Below are 15566 nucleotides of genomic sequence, written 5' to 3'. Positions count from 1 at the left end.
CGCGCACGATGTAATCGGGTACGGTAACTCTCGAACGACACACCGCTCACTGGAGGGACCCATGGCCTACATCACGGTCGGCACCGAGAACACCACCCCGATCGAGCTCTACTACGAGGACCGCGGCAGCGGCCAGCCGGTCGTCCTCATCCACGGCTACCCCCTGGACGGCCACTCCTGGGAGAAGCAGGCCGCCGCCCTGCTGGACGCCGGATACCGCGTCATCACCTACGACCGCCGCGGTTTCGGCCGGTCCAGCCAGCCCGCCAAGGGCTACGACTACGACACCTTCGCCGCCGACCTGGACCTCGTGCTGCGCACCCTCGACCTCCACGACGTCGTGCTCGCCGGCTTCTCCATGGGCAGCGGCGAGGTCGCCCGCTACCTCGGCACGTACGGCACGGCCCGCGTCGCCAAGGCGGCCTTCCTCGGCTCGCTGCAGCCCTTCCTGCTCAAGACCGGCGACAACCCCACCGGCGTGGACCAGTCCGTCTTCGACGGCATCCTGGCCGCCGCGACCGCCGACCGTTACGCCTACTTCGACAACTTCTACGCCGACTTCTACAACACCGACGAGAACCTGGGCACCCGCATCAGCGAGGCGGCGCTGCGGGCGAGCTGGAACGTAGCCGTCGGCGCCTCCGCGTACGCCTCGGTGGCCGCGGTGCCGACCTGGATCACCGACTTCCGCGCCGACGTGACCGCCATCGCGGAGTCGAACCTGCCCGCGCTCATCGTGCACGGCACGGCCGACCGCATCCTGCCCATCGACGCCACCGCGCGTGTCTTCCGCGGCCTGGTGCCCGCCGCCACGTACGTCGAGATCGAGGGCGCCCCGCACGGCCTGCTGTGGACGCACGCCGCCGAGGTCAACGAGGCTCTGCTGGCCTTCCTCAAGGGCTGAGCCCCTCCTGGGGCGGCGGCGATCGGCGGGGGCCGCCGCCGCCCCAAAACCTCGTGCGCGACTTAATCGCAGGCAGGCAAAGCGGGTAGGCTGGGATCATGGCAGCACCCGCCGAGACCTCCGGCAACGCCGGCGCGTTGTCGCCGCTTCTGTGCTTCGACCTCTACGCCGCCTCGCGCAGCATCACCGCCGTCTACCGCACCCTGCTGGAGCCGCTCGGGCTGACCTACCCGCAATACCTCGTGCTGGTGTTGCTGTGGCAGCGCGAGCAGAGCACCGTCCGCGAGCTGGGCGACGCGCTCCGGCTCGACTACAACACCGTGTCCCCGCTGCTCAAGCGACTGGAAGCGCGCGGCCTGATCAGCCGGCAACGGCGTCCCGACGACGAGCGCACGGTAGAGATCGCGCTCACCGCCGGCGGGCGCGCGCTGCGGGAGGAGACCCGGCACATCCCCGCCGCCATCACCGAGGCCACCGGGCTCGACGGCGAGGCCGTGATCGAGCTGCAACGCGTGCTCCGGCACGTCACCGCCTCCGCCACCGCCTACGCCGCAACCATGGCGCACTGACCCTTCGCCGAGCGCCTCGGCCCATCACGGAATTCGCGGGCGAAAAAGTCGCGCACCAGAGGACCAAAGTCCCTCCGTCAGGGGAGAGAGGCCTCTGAGCGGCGGCCTCTCGCCGCGAGAGCGTGAGAGGAACCGGACACGCGGAGGCGGGGATGCGCAGGGACGATCTCGGTGTGCTGGTCGGCTACGACGGCTCGCCGCCGGCGCGGGAAGCCCTGCGCTGGGGCGCGGCCGAGGCCGAAGGCAGACGGCTCCCCCTCACCGTGTGCCACGTGTGGGAGTGGCCGCATCGGGAGTGGCCGGACGAGGTGGTGCCGCTCGACCTCGTCAGCCGCCCCGCCCAGCGGCTGGTCAAGGACGCCGCCGCCTGGGCGGTCCGGCGGCATCCCACCGTCCCGGTCAACACGCTGACCGACCGGGGCGCCGCCGCGGCGCTGCTGACCGCGCTGTCCGAGCAGGCCGCGCTCATCGTGCTGGGCACCCGCGGGTTCGGCGAGGTCAGAGGCGTCACGGTGGGCTCGGTCAGCGGTCACGTCGCCGCCCACGCCCGCTGCCCGGTGATCGTCATGCGGGGCAGCCCGGAGGAACGCGCCGCCCGCGAGGTGCTGGTGGGCTTCGACGGCTCACCGGCGTCCGGAGCCGCGCTCGGCTTCGCCGCCATGGAGGCGGCCCGGCTGGAGGCCCGGCTGCGGGTCCTGCTCGCCCGGGGCGAGCGCGGTCCCGGCCCGCGAGGGCTGCGCGCCCAGGCCCAGAGCACGGCCTGGCACGAACTCGTCAGCAGGCAGCGGGCCTTTCCCCTGCTGGAGGCCGCGGTCGTCGTCGTGGACGAGCCCGCGCGGCGGGCGCTGCTGGAGGCGGCCCGCAAGGCGTGCCTGCTGGTGGTCGGCGCGCGCGGCCTGGGCGAGGTACGCGGGCTGCTGCTCGGCTCCGTCAGCCAGGCCATGGTGCACCACGCGCCGTGCCCGGTCGCCGTGGTCCACCGCCCCTGACGGAGCGCGCCGGACGGCCGTTCGGCTCTTGAGCGCCGGGACTTCCGGCCCTGCACAGCGTCCGCCACATCAGGTCTGATGGCTGTGATGACAGAGGAGGACGCCATGATCGTTGTGGGGGTCGACGGTTCGCTGCCCGCACGTGCCGCGGTGGCCTGGGCCGCCGGCGACGCCTTCCGCAGGCACCAGCCCCTGCTGCTGGTGCACGCGGTGGACCGGCAGCCGTACCAGATCTCGAAGTTCCCCGATCCCGACCGGCCCGACTCGCTGCGGCGCACCGGGCAGCGGGCGCTCAACGAGGCGGTGGCCCTGGTCCACGAGCGCCAGCCCAGCGTCGAGGTCACCACCGTGCTGGAGGACGGGGCGCCCGCGCTGGTCCTGCGCCAGCAGGCGAAGGCGGCCGCCGAGGTGGTGGTGGGCACCAGGGGGCTCGGCGGGCTCACCGGCACCCTGCTCGGCTCGGTCAGCGACCACGTCGCCGGTCACGCCGAAGCCCCCGTCGTGGTCGTGCACGCCAAGTCGCGGCCGGTGCACGGGCAGGTCGTCGTCGGCGTCGCCGACACCCCCGAATGCCGGCCCGCCCTGGCCTACGCCTTCGAGCAGGCGGCGTTGCGGGGCAGCACGCTGCGGGCGGTGCACGCCTGGCGGCGGCCCGTGCGGGCGTTCGGGACCGAGCTTGCGCACGAGATGGAGGAGGAGCGGGCCGCGCGTGAGGAGACGGTACGGGCCTGCTTGCGGCCGTTCACCCAGCAGTATCCGGACGTGCGCGTGATCGAGGACGTGCGCTATGCCGACGCGGTCGAGGCGCTCACCCATGGCTCGCAGGAGGCGGACCTGCTGGTCGTGGGGTCCCACGGGAGGGGTGCGGTCAGTGCGGCGCTGCTGGGGTCGGTCAGCAGGGGCGTGCTGCACCGCGCGCCCTGCACGGTCGCCGTGGTCCGCGGGGCGGGCTGACGTCCCGCGGGCGATTGGCGCGTACGACGCCGCCGCGGGCAGCGGGCCCGCGGCGGCGTCATCCGTTCATGCTCCGCCCCACACCGGCAGGTCGGCGATGTCGTCGTGCTTCCACGACAGCTCGTCGCGCACGGCGACGACCCCGTCGATGTTCTCGGCCAGGCTGATCGCGGTGACGGCCTGGCTGTGCTCGGCGTAGGCGCCGGTCAGGGTGACGACGGCGTCCGTCACGGAGACCTGGGCCTGGCCGCGCAGCACCTCACGCACCTCCTGCTCGAGGTCCTTGTCGGGCCGCAGGAACACCTTGATCAGGTCCCGGCGGCTGACGATCCCGATGAGGCGGCCCCCGGCGTCCACCACGGGCAGGCGCTTGACGCCGTGCCGGTCCATCAGGCGGGCCGCCGACACGACGGAGGCGTCGGGCGCGACGACGTGGGCGGGGCTGGTCATCAGCGCGCCGGCCGTCTCGCCCAGGGACTTGCGGAAGCCGCTGCCCTCGCTGCCGGCGCTGTGACGGATCCGGGCGCGCAACGGCGGCCGGTAGTCGTCGCCGTAGTAACGCTCCTTGAACTCCTCCTTGGCCAGCAGGTCGGCCTCGGACACGACACCGAGCACGCGGTTGTCGTCGTCCAGCACCGGCATGCCGCTGACGCCGCGGCTGATCAGCAGCTCGGCCACGGTGTGGAAGGAGGCGTCCTGGTTGACGGCGGCCACTTCGGTGGTCATGACGTTCTCGACGATGCTTGTCATGGTCCTCTCCTGAGATGCTTGACCCGGACGATGCCGGGCACGGTGCCGGCCAGCAGGTCGGCGATGTGGTCGGCGTGCTCGTGCGGCGGCCCGCTCAGCTCGGCCACGCCGTCGCGCACGGTGACGTCCCAGCTCAGCCCGAACGGGTAGTGCTCGCGCAGCGCCTCGACGACCGCGCTGCGCAGCTCCTCGTCCGGACGGGCCAGCGTCGCCATCAGGTCGCGGCGGCTGACCATGCCGACGACCCGCTCGTCGCGGACCACGGGCAGGCTCTTGACGCGCTTGCCCACCATGAGGTCGATGACGCGGGTGACGTCGGTGGTCTCGGTGACGGTGACGGGCTCGCGGGTCATGACCTCCATGACCCGGCGCGGCGGCGGCTCGTGCGCGGCCCTCGGCGGCAGCATGGTGGCGCGTGGGTCCGCCTCGAACTCGCCGCGCACCAGCATGACTAGTACGTCTCCCACCTGGAGTCGTCCTGCTTCCAGGTGAGCTTGTCGACGACGTCCACCACGCCGTTGACCCGGCCGGTCATGCGCACCGCGATGGCGGCCTCGGTGCGCCGCTCCATCCACCCGGACAGCGTCACGATGCCCTGGTGAACGCCCACCTCGACGCCCTCGGTGTCCACCCACAGGCTCCGGTCGAGCACGTCCTCGCGCACCTCGCGGGCGATCTCCTCGTCGGAGCGCAGGAACAGCTTGACCAGGTCGCGGCGGCTGACGATGCCGACGAGCCGGCCGTCGCCGTCCACGACCGCCAGGCGCTTGACGTCGTGCGCGTCCATCAGGCGGGCGGCCTCGACCGTGGCGGCCCGGGGGGAGACGCGGACGGCGGGGCTGGTCATCAGCTCGGCGGCGGTGTCGCCCTCGGCCTTCTCCCGCCCCTTGGGGTGGCGCAGCCGGGCGCGCAGCGGCGGCCGGTAGCCCTCGCGGTAGAACTGCTCCCTGAACTCCTCCTTGCGCAGCAGGTCCGCCTCGGACACCATGCCCAGCACGTGCCCGTCGTCGTCGACGACGGGGACAGCGCTGATGCCGCCGGCGATGAGCGCCTCGGCGATGTCCTTGAACGGGGTGGGGGCGGTGACGGTGACGACGTCGGTCGTCATGACGTCCGCGACGGTCAGGCGCATCGCGATCAGCTCTTCTCTCGGCTCGGAGGGCCTGTCGCCCTCATCACACCTCGCGAACCGCCCGCCGTTCAGGGGCGAAGGTCCCGAAACGGTGCAACCTTTCGCCCGGTGAGTGGCGTTGGGAACAGGCGAGAGGAGATCACATTGGACCGTCACGACGGCTTCCGCGAGTTCGTGCTCGCCCGCCAGCAAGCGCTGATGCGGACGGCGTACCTGCTCACGGGAGACGCCCATCTCGCCGAGGACCTGCTGCAGAGCGTCCTGGTCAAAATAGCCGGGCAGTGGGGCAAGCTGTCCAGGGACGGCAACCCGGAGGCCTACACCCGCAAGGCGCTGGTCAACCAGTACATCTCCTGGCGGCGCAGGCCCAGCCCAGAGCTGCCGAGCGCCGACGTGCCCGAGCGGGGCGTCACGAGCGACGACGCCGCGCTCGACCGCATCGTGCTGCGGCAGGCGCTAGGCAAACTGGGCCCCAAGCAGCGCGCCGTGATCGTGCTGCGGTTCTGGGAGGATCTGACCGAGGCGCAGACCGCCGACGCGCTCGGCTGCTCCGTCGGCAACGTCAAGAGCCAGACCCACCACGCGCTGGCCCGCCTGAGGGCGATCGCGCCCGAGCTGGCGCACCTGCTGCACGACCCCGAACTCGCGGAGGTGATCCGATGACCCGGTTGCGCGACGCCCTCGACGGCATCGCGGCCGAAGCACCGCAGGCGGACCTGCTCGACGCGGCCATCGCCGGGCACCGGCGCCGGCGGCGGACCACGATGGCGCTGGCCGCCGCCGCCACGGCCGTCGTGATCGGGGCGACCGGCGCCGTCGCGGCACTGCCCTGGCGACCGGCCGCCCTGCCTGCCGCGCCTGCCGCGCCTGCCGTGGTGCCCGATCTGCCCGAGGGGGCGGTGGGGGTGCTCAGCCACGCGTACCAGACGCCGTGCACCAGGGCCGGCGACGGCGGGTTCGACTGCGACGACAGGGCATGGCGGGTGGTCACCGCCGCCGGGAAGACGTACCGGATGCCGCAGGCGGTCGTCCGCACCGCGCGCGACCGCGAGGCCCCCGTGGCGCTCAGCAGGGACGGGCGCAAGCTCGCCTACTACAGCGGGCGGCTGCAGGCGTACGTGGTGCGCGACATGGTGACCGGCGCCGAGGCGACCGGGCCGCGGCTGCCGGAGGAGCAGATCGAGATCGGCGCCATGCTGGTGGTGTCCGACGACGGCCGCCACCTCGTCTTCGACCCCAGGGAGGGCACCAGGTACCCGGGCCGGCTCATCGACATGCGGACCGGGAAGCAGACCACGATCAACGGCAAGTACGAGCCGGTCGCCGTCAAGGACGGCGTGGTCGAGCTGGTCCGTTACGTGAAGACGGACCTGTGGTTCATGCCGGTCACCGGAGGCGGCGAGCCGGTGCGCTTCGACGGGAGGTTCATCGGGTTCAGCGAGCTGGGCCCCGACGGGCGCACGGTGCTCGCGCTCAACCACGAGCACGTCAAGCGCGCGACGCCGACGATCACCGTGCTCGACGTGAAGACGGGACGCGCCGTGCGGGAGGTCGCCGTCACCGGGCTGTCCAAGGCCCGTGGCGTCGTCTTTCCCACCATCTGGCGTGACGGGGCGGAGGTCGTGGTCAAGTACCACGGCAGGAGCGGCTGGGAGACCTACTCCGTCGACGTCAGGACGGGCAAGGCCCGGCTGCTGACCAGGCACGGCAACAAGATCCAGAGCCTGGTCCTTCCTGGGGAGGCGGGCCTGTAACCCCGACCCCGCCGCACCGGCCCCAGGCGGGTCAGCTCGCCCGGTCGCGCATCAGCTCCGTCACGGTGGCGGCGCGCATCAGATGCGGGTCCAGCCGCTCCGCCCGTTCACGCGGGACGCCGCCCGCCACGGCCGCGTCGGCGAGCGCCTCCCTGAGCCACCGCACGTCCAACGGACGGCCGTCGGACCGCCTGATCAGCGGCTCCCCGGCCGTCCGCGCGGCCGACAGCGTCCGCAGCAGCGAGCGGACCAGCGGCGGCACCGGGAACGCCACCAGATCGCCCCGCCCGTCGTGCATGGTCACCACGGCGGGCTCCCCGGCCGTCACCGCCCGCAGGTCCTGCACCGTCAGCCCGGCCAGCGCCGACACGGGCGCCCCCGTGGCGTCCAGCAGCGCGACCGCCGCCGCCTCGGCGGACCTGCCCTCGGCGGCCAGCCTGGCGACACCCTCGCGCAGCAGCCGCCGCTCCTCGCGGCGCGGCACGCCCTCCTCGCGGGCGGGCGCAGGGCGCGGCGCGGTGGTGGCGGGCATGTGCCGGATGACGCCGCTGCGCCAGGCGAAGGTGTAGAACGACGACAGCACCGCCCGCTTCCTGGACACCGTCGCGTTAGACAGCGGCCTGCCGGGGTTGCGCACGCCGATCGTCAGCGTTCCCGCGCGTGCGGCGTCGCAGTAGGTGTCCAGGTGCGCGCCGGTGACGGCGAGCAACTCGATCCCCTCGTCCGCCCCCTCGCCCGCCTCCTCGTTCGCGCTGTGCAGCCAGCGCAGGAACGCGGCCAGCACCTGCAGCCGCGCCTGCCGGGTGGCCGCGGACTGCTTGTCCAGCAGCCAGGCCGCCACCGTGCGGCGGGTGGCCGGCGCCAGCGAGTCGACCAGGTCCACGTCGGCGCCCGAGGCCTCGCCGCCGTCGCCGGGACGGCGGCGCGGGCGCAGCCCGCCGATCCGGCCCACGCTGAGCAGCGCCGGGTCCGTCTCGGCCTCCTCCGGGACGGCCTGCGCCGGCCCGGTCTCACCGCGCTCCTCCGCCATCGCCGCCAGGCGCCACTCGTCCGCCACCGGCGTCCTGCGCGGCCCGTCCTGCATCGCGTTCTCGTACCGCCGCATGCCGTCCTGCATCGTGTTCTCGCGCTGCCTCGTACCATCTTGCTCGCCGCCCAGCGCGGCGGGATCCGTCCTGCGCATGCTCAGCACTCGACCGTGCCCGCCCTCACGGCCGCCGCACGGCCGACCAGCCCCGGCCGCGCCATGGACGTCACGGGCGTGTGGTGGGTGACCGGCGCGCGGAGGGCTGCGCCGGGGCGGCCTGAGCAGGGCAGTGCGTTCATGATCTCGATCTTCTCACGGAGTGACCCTCCGCCGCCTCCGATGTCGGGTTGTGACCGTTGATGTCATGATCTGAGAATTCCGCTGGTCAGCGCGCCCTCACCCCCGCACGGGGCGAAGACGATCACCCTTTCCTGGCCAGCCCAGCCAGATGCCCGGCCGCGAACGGCGGGATCGTTCGCGGCGCCAAGTCTGCCCGACGCGGGAGCCCGTGGGGGAGCGGGTAGCCTGGGCCGATGTTCTCGCCTCACGGCCCCTCCCTGCGTGAGCTGGCGATCCAGGCGCTGTCGTCGGTCGAGCGCGGCTACGACCTGCTCGCCCCCAAGTTCGAGCACACGCCGTTCCGCACCCCCGACGCGATCCTCGACGCGACCGCCGGCGCGCTGCGCCCGCTCGGGCCGTTCGAGCGAGGGCTGGACGTGTGCTGCGGCACCGGCGCGGGCGTCGGGGTCCTGCGGCCCCTGTGCCGGGGGCCGGTCACGGGCGTCGACTTCAGCTCCGGCATGCTCGCGCAGGCGCGCCGCGCGCACCCGGACGCCACCTGGGTGCGGGCCGACGTCCGCGCCCTGCCCTTCGACGCGGCCTTCGACCTCGCCGTCAGCTTCGGGGCGCTCGGGCACTTCCTGCCCGCCGAGCGGCCCGCCCTCTTCGCCGGCGTGCACCGCGCCTTAAGACCCGGCGGGCTCTTCGCCTTCCCGATCGGCGCGCCGCCGCCCGTCAGCACCGCCCGCTACTGGGCGCTGCAGGGCTTCGACCTGGCCATGCGGGTGCGCAACGCCGTCTGGCGCCCGCCGTTCGTCATGTACTACGGGACCAGTTGGCCGCGGGCCGTCCGTGACGACCTGGTCGCGGCCGGGTTCAGCGTGACGGCGGTCCCGCTGACGGCGCTGGGGCGGCGCGAGGACGGCAGCCCGCGCTGCCGCCTCCTCCTCGCCCGCAGAACGTAGCCATCGAGGTGCTGATGCCGGCTGCGAGGCCGCGTGGCCGGTCAGGGTGACGCCGGCCGGGTGCGGCGGGCGTAGGCGCGGGCCGCGCGGGCGCGGTCGCCGCAGCGCGTGGAGCACCAGTGGCGGCGGCCGTGCCGCAGCAGGTACCGGTTGCAGGGGGCGGACCCGCAGTCGGTGAGCCGGTCGGCGTCGGGGCCGGTGAGCAGGTCGGCCGTGTTGGCCGCGAGGGTCGCCAGCGCGTGGTCCAGGATCGCGTTGGTCGGGCACGGCGCCGCCCGGTAGGGGCCGGTCTTGTCGTCCCAGTACAGCAGGTCGGCCGTGGGCGCCCTGCTCAGCGCGTCGTTGACGGCGGACAGGGCCGCGGGCAGGACGGGCAGCCCCGCGACGCGGGCGGCGAACAGCGCCCTGATGTGCTCGCGCAGCGAGCGCAGTTGCGTCGCGCACATCTCCTGCACGCCGGCGTCGGCCGGCGCGAGGCCGCGCTCGTGGAGCCAGCGGTTCGCCGACGCGGGGGTGCCGAGCGCGTCGACGAACACCCCGCCGGGCAGCGCGATGGCGCTGTTGACGAAGTCGAGGGCGAGGTAGTCCGCCGCGCCCGGCGCGGGCGGCGGCATGGACTCGGCGATCGAGGGCTCGCTCATGACTCTCATGGTACGGGTTGCGCTCGTCCGTGAGACACGGTTACCTTCATCACGGATACACCGTCTCTCATCCGTGAGGTGTCTGGATGGCCAGCTTCAGCACGACCACCGAGCAACTCCCCGTCCGCGTCTTCGGCGGCCCGACCGCCCTGTTCGAGTACGGCGGCCTGCGCTTCCTGACCGACCCCACCTTCGACGAGCCCCGCGAGTACCACGTACCGGGCGGCCGGCTGACCAAGACGGCTCCGCCCGCCGCCGCGCCCGCCGACCTCGGCCGCATCGACGTCGTCCTGCTCTCCCACGACGAACACCCCGACAACCTCGACGACTCCGGCCGGGCGCTGCTCGCCGGCGTCCCGCTCACCCTCACCACACCCGGGGGCGGGCAGCGGCTGGGCGACGGGGCTCGGGGGCTGGCCGACTGGGAGCCGGTCGAGCTGGAACGTCCGGGAGGCGGCACGGTCACGGTCACCGGCGTCCCCGCCATCCACGGGCCCGGCCCCCGGGAGGAGGTCGAGCCGATCACCGGGCAGGTCGTCGGGTTCGTCCTGACGGGGGAGGGGCTGCCGACGGTCTACGTCAGCGGTGACAACGCCTCGCTCGACGCGGTCGAGCTAATCGCCGGGCGGTTCGGGCCGGTGGACACCGCGATCCTCTTCGCCGGGGCCCCTCGGTTCACCGTGCTGTTCGACAACGCGCTGATCGTTCTCGACAGCGTTCAGGCCGCTCAGGCCGCCAGGATCCTCGGTGCCCGACGGGTGGTTCCGGTGCACTACGAGGGCTGGGCGCACTTCACGGAGGGGCGGGAGCAACTGCTGGCCGCCTTCGCCGACGCCGGGCTCGCCGATCGGCTGGACCTTGGGGAGCAGGGCTGACCCGACGGGCGGCGGGCGGCCGCGGTGCGTCCCAACGGTCGGAACATCGTTCACGTCCGTTCGGCATTGTGATCGCGGAGAGTATCTTGCAGATATGGCCAACGGTGCGGCACACGGCAGGCCGATCGGCCGCGACGCCGAGCTCGACCTCCTCGCCGGCGCGGTGTCGGGCGCGGCCGGCGGGTCGTTGCGGGCCGTGGCGGTGCGTGGCGATCCGGGGATGGGCAAGACGCGGCTGCTGGCCGAGCTGGCCGCCCTGGCGCGGGCTCACGGCTTCGCCGTTCACCATGGTCAGGCGACGGAGTTCGAGCGTGACGTGCCGTTCGGCGTCTACCTCAACGCGTTCGAACCGCAGCCGGGCGATCCAGGCGGCGACGCGCTGACCGAGCTGCTGCTGGACGCCACCGGCCCGTCCGAGGCGCGGCGGGCGGGGCTCGACCGCTACCGGCTCTTCCAGCGGGCGCGCCGGCTCATCGAGGACCAGGGCGCCGCGGGCCCGGTCGCCATCGTGCTCGACGACCTGCACTGGGCGGACCAGTCGTCGGTGGAGCTGACCGAGTATCTGCTGCGCCGCCCGCCGCGGGCGCCGCTGCTGCTGGCCACCGCGTACCGCGCGGCCCGGGTGCCCGCCGGGATCGCCCACGCGGTCGCCCAGCTCGGCGACGCGACCGCCGACATCAGCCTCGCGCCGCTGGGCGAGGCGGACGTGGCGGCGCTGCTGCCGCGGGCGGACCGGGCCCGGCGGCGGCTGCTGTACCGCACCACCGGCGGCAACCCGCTCTACCTCCAGGTGCTCGCCGGCGCGGACGTGGAGACGCTGACCGCCCTCGCGGAGGCGGGGGACGCGGCGACCGGCGCGCCGGAGCGGGCGCTGCTGGACGTGCTCAGCACCGAGCTGACCGCGCTGACGGCGGACGTCCGGCAGGTGGCCTGCGCGGCGGCGGTGGCCGGAGAGCCGATCTCGCTGGACCTCGTCGCGTCCATCACCGAGCTGCCCCAGACCGTCCTCGACCGCGCCGTGGACCACCTGGTCGGCGTGGGGCTGGTGGTCGAGGCCGACGCCTGCTTCCGGTTCCGGCACCCGCTGGTGCGGGCGGCGGCGTACTGGATGGCGGGCGCGGCGTGGCGGCTGCGCGCGCACGACCGGGCGGCGGAGCATCTGCGCACCGGCGGCGGCCCGCTGCAACTGCTGGCCCACCACACCGCGCGGTCGGCGCGGCACGGCGACGCGCAGGCGGTGCGCACGCTGGAGGCGGCGGCCGCGGCGGCGCTGGACGCGGCCCCGTCCACTGCCGTCCGCCTGTTACGGACCGCGCTGCGGCTGCTGCCGGACGAGGCGGAGCACGCCTCGTGGCGGCTGCGGCTGCAGTGGGCGCTGGGCCGCGCGCTGGGGGTGACCGGCGAGCTGGCGGCCAGCCGGCGCATCCTCCAGGAGGTGATGCGCGGGCCGGACCGGCTGCGGATCGCGGCGGTGAGCTTCTCCTCGATGGTCTACCGGCTGCTCGGCGACTTCGACGAGGCCAAGGCGCTCGTCACCACCGAGCTGACCCGGCCGCACGCCCGCGACCGCTCGACCAGCCTGGCCCAGGTCGGGCTGGCCGCGGTCGAGCTGATGGGACGGGAGCCGGGCAGGGCCGGGCGCACGGCGGCCGGCGCGATCCCGTCCCTGGTGGACGCGGGCGACAGGGCGCTCGAAACGGCCGCCCGCACCATCCACGCCCTGGCCGGGTTACGCGAGGGCCACGTGGCCCGCGGCAGGGACGAGACCGACAGGGCGGTGTGGCTGACCGACGCCATGACCGACGACGTGCTCGCGCCGCAACTGGAGATGGTGGCGCCGCTGGCCTGGGTCGAGCTGCACCTGGGCCGCTACGACGACGCGTCGCGGCATCTGCGCCGCGCCCTGGACATCGCCTACCGGGCAGGGCGCAGCCACAGCGTGCCGTACCTGCTCATCGTGTTGTCCGCGCTGAACGAGCGGCAGGGCCGGCTGGCCGAGGCGGTGACCGCCGCCGAGGAGGCCCGCGAGGCGTCCCGGCTGATCCACAGCCGGGAGACGCTGGCCATGTCCAGCATTCTGCTGCTGCGCCCGCTGTTGTGGCGGGACGGGCCGCGCGCCGCCCTGGAGCTGGCCGAACGGATCTCCGGGACCAGGCCGCGGTCGGGCTGGTGGTCCGGGCTGGCGCTGCTCGACCTCGCGCTGGTCCACGCCGAGGCCGGGCAGCCCGAGCACGCGCTGGCGGCGCTGGCCATGGAGGACCCGGCCGACGAGCTGACCAGCACGTACTGCCTGGCGCTGCAGGCGGTGGCGGCGGCCGAGACCGGCGCCCGGTCGGAAGCGGGCCCGCTGGCGGAACACGCCGTGTCGCGGGCGACCCGGTCGGGCCTGCCGCACCAGCTCGGGTTCGCGTGCCGGGCGCACGCGAAGGTGCTCATGCTGTGCGGGCGTCCGAAGGAGGCGGCCGTCCAGGCGGTGCGCGGCGCCGCGCACTTCGCCGCCGCCGGCGCGCCGGTCGAGGAGGGGCTGACGCGGCAGCTCACCGCCGGGCTGTACGCGGGGCTGGGCGCGGTCCCGCAGGTCCGCGACGAGATCGCGCGGGCCAAGTCCCTGTACGCCGCAGCCGGGGCGGCCTGGCTGTCGGCCGCGCTGGCGCGTGACGAACGCCGCCTGGCGGCCCTGGCGCCGCGCGGGCAGCGGCAACCGGCGGGCCCGCTGTCCGCGCTGACCGCCCGCGAACGGCAGATCGCCGACCTCGCCGTGGGCGGCCTGACGAACCAGCAGATCGCGGAGCGGCTGTACCTGAGCCCCAAGACGGTGGAGGCGCACCTGTCGCGCACCTTCGCCAAGCTCGGCGTCCAGTCGCGGGTCACGCTCACCCAGCACCTGGCCGCCGACGCGCGGGCCAGGGACGACTGAGCAGCCGCCGGCCCGATGTAGGGGGTGGGATAGGGAACCGCCCGATGCTAGCGACGGCCGCGCTGAAGCATGCTGCTGCGGCGAGCCACGCGACCATCAAGGGAGGTTGCCATGTCACCTTCGCATGTCAGAAGGCGGGCCAGGACACGCATCCTGCTGACGGCGTTATGCGCCGCCGTGGGGTTGCTCCTGCCGGCCACCACGGCCGTCGCCGACCAGGTACCGCTGCCGCCCCGGCCCACGATGTCACCGCCGGTGCCGGTCACGCCCCCGCCCGGCGGCCCGGCCCCGACCCTGTCGCCGCCGGTCGTGCTGACGTGCCCGCCGACCTGCGTCGGCGTGCCGGAGCCTGAGCCGTACGACGCGGTCGTCTACGGCGACAGCTACACCAGCGGCGAGGGCGCCAGCCACAACCACAGGTACGTGCCCAAGGCCGACGGCACGGAGGACTTCCGCCACAGGTCCGGCCTGGCGCCCTTCTACGTCGCCTGGGCGGCCCTGGAGATGGGCCGCCACCCGCTTCGCAGGATGGTGCTCACCTCCGAGAAGATGGAGCGGGCGATCGGCCGCGACAACCTCTACTTCCAGGCCTCGTCCGGGGCGTGGCTGAAGCACCTCGACGAGGACCAGATGGAGAAGAAGGGCGGGACGGTCGTCCGCAACCCGCCGCAGACGCACGACGTCCCGACCATGGCCAAGGTCGTGCACTTCGGGCTCGGCGGCAACGACGCCGGCTTCGCCGACCTGGTCGGCACCGCGGCCACGGCGTACCTGGTCCGGCCCAACGGCGCCCTCATGGGCGCGCTGACCTGGGAGGCGGACCAGGAGAAGTCGGTCGCCATGGAGCTGAGCCGGCTGGACCCGCGGATCGCCACGCTGAAGGACAAGGTCGCCCACGGGCTGTGGAGCGTCAGGGAGACCCACCCGGTGGCCGACATCGTGGTCTCGCTGTACCCGCTCGGGGTCAAGGCGTCGGGCAACACCCGCATCCCGGAGATGACCACCACCACGATGGAGATGATCTATCCCTTCGCGGTCCGCGTGAACCAGGCCATCCGCGACGGGGTGGCGCAGTTCCAGGCCAGCTTCCCGCAGACCCGGGTGCACATCTTCGACCCGAACACCGCCGGGCCGAACGGCACCAGCGTGGTCGCCGGACATGAGCTGGGCCAGCCCGACTCCTACTTCCAGGGCCTCGTGCACCGCCCGGACGTGCTCATCGGCAAGCCGTTCCAGTCGTACCAGGAGAGCTTCCACCCCAACGAGCCCGGCTCGGTCGCCATCGGCAAGGCGCTGGCCACCTTCCTGGCGGCGAAGCTGCCGGCGCTCTTCCCGAACGGGCCCGACTTCAGCGCCCTCAGCATGAACCCGCGGCCGCTGGCCGCCTCGCCGGACGACGCCCAGGCGGTGCTGGAATGGGCGGCCACCAACGGGGCGCAGCTCTGCGAGGACACCGACCTCGACAGCCTGTGCCGCTCCATCACCCCGACCGGCATCGTCCTGTCGAAGGACCTGTGGTTCGACCCCGACCGGGTCAGGCCGTTCCCAGGCCCGCCGGTTCCCGGCGGCCCCGACCAGGGCACGCCGGGCGGTGGCGGCGGGGGAGGATCCCCCGGGATCCCGGCCGAGTACATCCCCAAGGATCCGTGCGACATCTTCCGGCCGGTCCGGTACGAGTACTACGCGGGGGTGAAGGTGCAGGGCGGCCCCTTCCAGACGCCGGTGACCATCGAGGAGATCGTCATGGCTCCGCGCAAGCCGAAGTGCGTCCCGGGCGTGGGGCTGATCTTCGAATGAACCCGTGGGCAGG

Annotated in this window: 16 protein-coding genes; 10 read left to right on the top strand and 6 right to left on the bottom strand. The window is 73.8% G+C overall.

The features are described 5' to 3' along the window. Positions 1-61 precede the first annotated feature (61 nt). The 4 genes from ABD331_RS35975 to ABD331_RS35960 all read left to right on the top strand — a co-directional run bounded on the left by ABD331_RS35975 (position 62) and on the right by ABD331_RS35960 (position 3416). Positions 62-904 carry an alpha/beta fold hydrolase gene (locus ABD331_RS35975; protein ID WP_344485083.1) on the top strand — a complete coding sequence of 281 codons (843 nt, stop codon included), beginning with the start codon at positions 62-64 and terminating at the stop codon, positions 902-904. A 98-nt stretch (positions 905-1002) separates the two neighbouring features. Continuing rightward, positions 1003-1473, top strand: coding sequence for a MarR family winged helix-turn-helix transcriptional regulator (locus ABD331_RS35970; protein WP_344485080.1), 471 nt, complete (start codon positions 1003-1005; stop codon positions 1471-1473). A 152-nt stretch (positions 1474-1625) separates the two neighbouring features. After that, positions 1626-2462 (top strand): universal stress protein, encoded by an 837-nt coding sequence (locus ABD331_RS35965; protein ID WP_344485077.1) that lies wholly within the window; start codon positions 1626-1628, stop codon positions 2460-2462. Positions 2463-2567: 105 nt separating this feature from the next. Further along, on the top strand, positions 2568-3416 hold the full coding sequence (locus tag ABD331_RS35960) for a universal stress protein (protein ID WP_344485074.1): 849 nt from the start codon (positions 2568-2570) through the stop codon (positions 3414-3416). 66 nt (positions 3417-3482) lie between these two features. Here the strand turns inward: ABD331_RS35960 and ABD331_RS35955 are convergent, their stop codons facing one another. From ABD331_RS35955 to ABD331_RS35945, 3 genes are read right to left on the bottom strand one after another with little or no spacing between them, the layout of a single operon-like run. Further along, a complete protein-coding gene (locus ABD331_RS35955) occupies positions 3483-4166 on the bottom strand; it encodes a CBS domain-containing protein (RefSeq protein WP_344485071.1) in 684 nt (227 codons plus the stop codon). Continuing rightward, entirely contained in the window at positions 4163-4633 is a 471-nt protein-coding gene (locus tag ABD331_RS35950) for a CBS domain-containing protein (protein WP_344485068.1), read from the bottom strand. The genes ABD331_RS35955 and ABD331_RS35950 overlap by 4 nt, the downstream gene beginning before the upstream one ends. Further along, positions 4618-5298 (bottom strand): CBS domain-containing protein, encoded by a 681-nt coding sequence (locus tag ABD331_RS35945; protein WP_344485065.1) that lies wholly within the window; start codon positions 5296-5298, stop codon positions 4618-4620. Before ABD331_RS35945 ends, ABD331_RS35950 begins: the two co-directional genes overlap by 16 nt. Before the next feature lie 144 nt (positions 5299-5442). On the opposite strand from ABD331_RS35945, the gene ABD331_RS35940 reads away from it, so the two are divergent. Continuing rightward, entirely contained in the window at positions 5443-5961 is a 519-nt protein-coding gene (locus tag ABD331_RS35940; protein WP_344485062.1) for a SigE family RNA polymerase sigma factor, read from the top strand. Continuing rightward, positions 5958-7052 carry a WD40 repeat domain-containing protein gene (locus ABD331_RS35935; protein WP_344485059.1) on the top strand — a complete coding sequence of 365 codons (1095 nt, stop codon included), beginning with the start codon at positions 5958-5960 and terminating at the stop codon, positions 7050-7052. Before ABD331_RS35940 ends, ABD331_RS35935 begins: the two co-directional genes overlap by 4 nt. A gap of 31 nt (positions 7053-7083) precedes the next feature. On the opposite strand, the gene ABD331_RS35930 is transcribed toward ABD331_RS35935, so the two are convergent. Continuing rightward, positions 7084-8235 carry a tyrosine-type recombinase/integrase gene (locus ABD331_RS35930; protein WP_344485056.1) on the bottom strand — a complete coding sequence of 384 codons (1152 nt, stop codon included), beginning with the start codon at positions 8233-8235 and terminating at the stop codon, positions 7084-7086. A gap of 2 nt (positions 8236-8237) precedes the next feature. After that, positions 8238-8378: a hypothetical protein gene (locus ABD331_RS35925; protein ID WP_344485053.1), complete on the bottom strand. Its 141-nt coding sequence runs from the start codon at positions 8376-8378 to the stop codon at positions 8238-8240. A 234-nt stretch (positions 8379-8612) separates the two neighbouring features. Between ABD331_RS35925 and ABD331_RS35920 the strand changes: the two genes are divergently transcribed. Next, positions 8613-9323 (top strand): class I SAM-dependent methyltransferase, encoded by a 711-nt coding sequence (locus ABD331_RS35920; protein WP_344485050.1) that lies wholly within the window; start codon positions 8613-8615, stop codon positions 9321-9323. 41 nt (positions 9324-9364) lie between these two features. On the opposite strand, the gene ABD331_RS35915 is transcribed toward ABD331_RS35920, so the two are convergent. Then, complete coding sequence (locus tag ABD331_RS35915) at positions 9365-9964, bottom strand: CGNR zinc finger domain-containing protein (protein WP_344485047.1); 600 nt, start codon at positions 9962-9964, stop codon at positions 9365-9367. A gap of 86 nt (positions 9965-10050) precedes the next feature. Here ABD331_RS35915 and ABD331_RS35910 point away from each other — a divergent pair, with 86 nt between their 5' ends. From ABD331_RS35910 to ABD331_RS35900, 3 genes are all read left to right on the top strand, one after another. Next, a complete protein-coding gene (locus ABD331_RS35910) occupies positions 10051-10839 on the top strand; it encodes an MBL fold metallo-hydrolase (protein WP_344485044.1) in 789 nt (262 codons plus the stop codon). Between the two features lie 94 nt (positions 10840-10933). Then, entirely contained in the window at positions 10934-13756 is a 2823-nt protein-coding gene (locus tag ABD331_RS35905; protein ID WP_344485041.1) for a helix-turn-helix transcriptional regulator, read from the top strand. Positions 13757-13867: 111 nt separating this feature from the next. After that, positions 13868-15553: an SGNH/GDSL hydrolase family protein gene (locus tag ABD331_RS35900; protein ID WP_344485038.1), complete on the top strand. Its 1686-nt coding sequence runs from the start codon at positions 13868-13870 to the stop codon at positions 15551-15553. The last annotated feature ends 13 nt before the right edge of the window (positions 15554-15566 follow it).

The sequence above is a fragment of the Nonomuraea monospora genome (assembly GCF_039531895.1).
In the GTDB taxonomy this organism is placed as follows: domain Bacteria; phylum Actinomycetota; class Actinomycetes; order Streptosporangiales; family Streptosporangiaceae; genus Nonomuraea; species Nonomuraea monospora.
This window is presented reverse-complemented; position numbering and strand designations above follow the sequence as displayed.

Coding starts and splice junctions, on each gene's coding strand:
- ABD331_RS35975 (WP_344485083.1), top strand. CDS start 62: ATGGCCTACATCACGGTCGGCACCGAGAACACCACCCCGATCGAGCTC.
- ABD331_RS35970 (WP_344485080.1), top strand. CDS start 1,003: ATGGCAGCACCCGCCGAGACCTCCGGCAACGCCGGCGCGTTGTCGCCG.
- ABD331_RS35965 (WP_344485077.1), top strand. CDS start 1,626: ATGCGCAGGGACGATCTCGGTGTGCTGGTCGGCTACGACGGCTCGCCG.
- ABD331_RS35960 (WP_344485074.1), top strand. CDS start 2,568: ATGATCGTTGTGGGGGTCGACGGTTCGCTGCCCGCACGTGCCGCGGTG.
- ABD331_RS35955 (WP_344485071.1), bottom strand. CDS start 4,166: ATGACAAGCATCGTCGAGAACGTCATGACCACCGAAGTGGCCGCCGTC.
- ABD331_RS35945 (WP_344485065.1), bottom strand. CDS start 5,298: ATGCGCCTGACCGTCGCGGACGTCATGACGACCGACGTCGTCACCGTC.
- ABD331_RS35935 (WP_344485059.1), top strand. CDS start 5,958: ATGACCCGGTTGCGCGACGCCCTCGACGGCATCGCGGCCGAAGCACCG.
- ABD331_RS35930 (WP_344485056.1), bottom strand. CDS start 8,235: ATGCGCAGGACGGATCCCGCCGCGCTGGGCGGCGAGCAAGATGGTACG.
- ABD331_RS35925 (WP_344485053.1), bottom strand. CDS start 8,378: ATGAACGCACTGCCCTGCTCAGGCCGCCCCGGCGCAGCCCTCCGCGCG.
- ABD331_RS35920 (WP_344485050.1), top strand. CDS start 8,613: ATGTTCTCGCCTCACGGCCCCTCCCTGCGTGAGCTGGCGATCCAGGCG.
- ABD331_RS35915 (WP_344485047.1), bottom strand. CDS start 9,964: ATGAGCGAGCCCTCGATCGCCGAGTCCATGCCGCCGCCCGCGCCGGGC.
- ABD331_RS35910 (WP_344485044.1), top strand. CDS start 10,051: ATGGCCAGCTTCAGCACGACCACCGAGCAACTCCCCGTCCGCGTCTTC.
- ABD331_RS35905 (WP_344485041.1), top strand. CDS start 10,934: ATGGCCAACGGTGCGGCACACGGCAGGCCGATCGGCCGCGACGCCGAG.
- ABD331_RS35900 (WP_344485038.1), top strand. CDS start 13,868: ATGTCACCTTCGCATGTCAGAAGGCGGGCCAGGACACGCATCCTGCTG.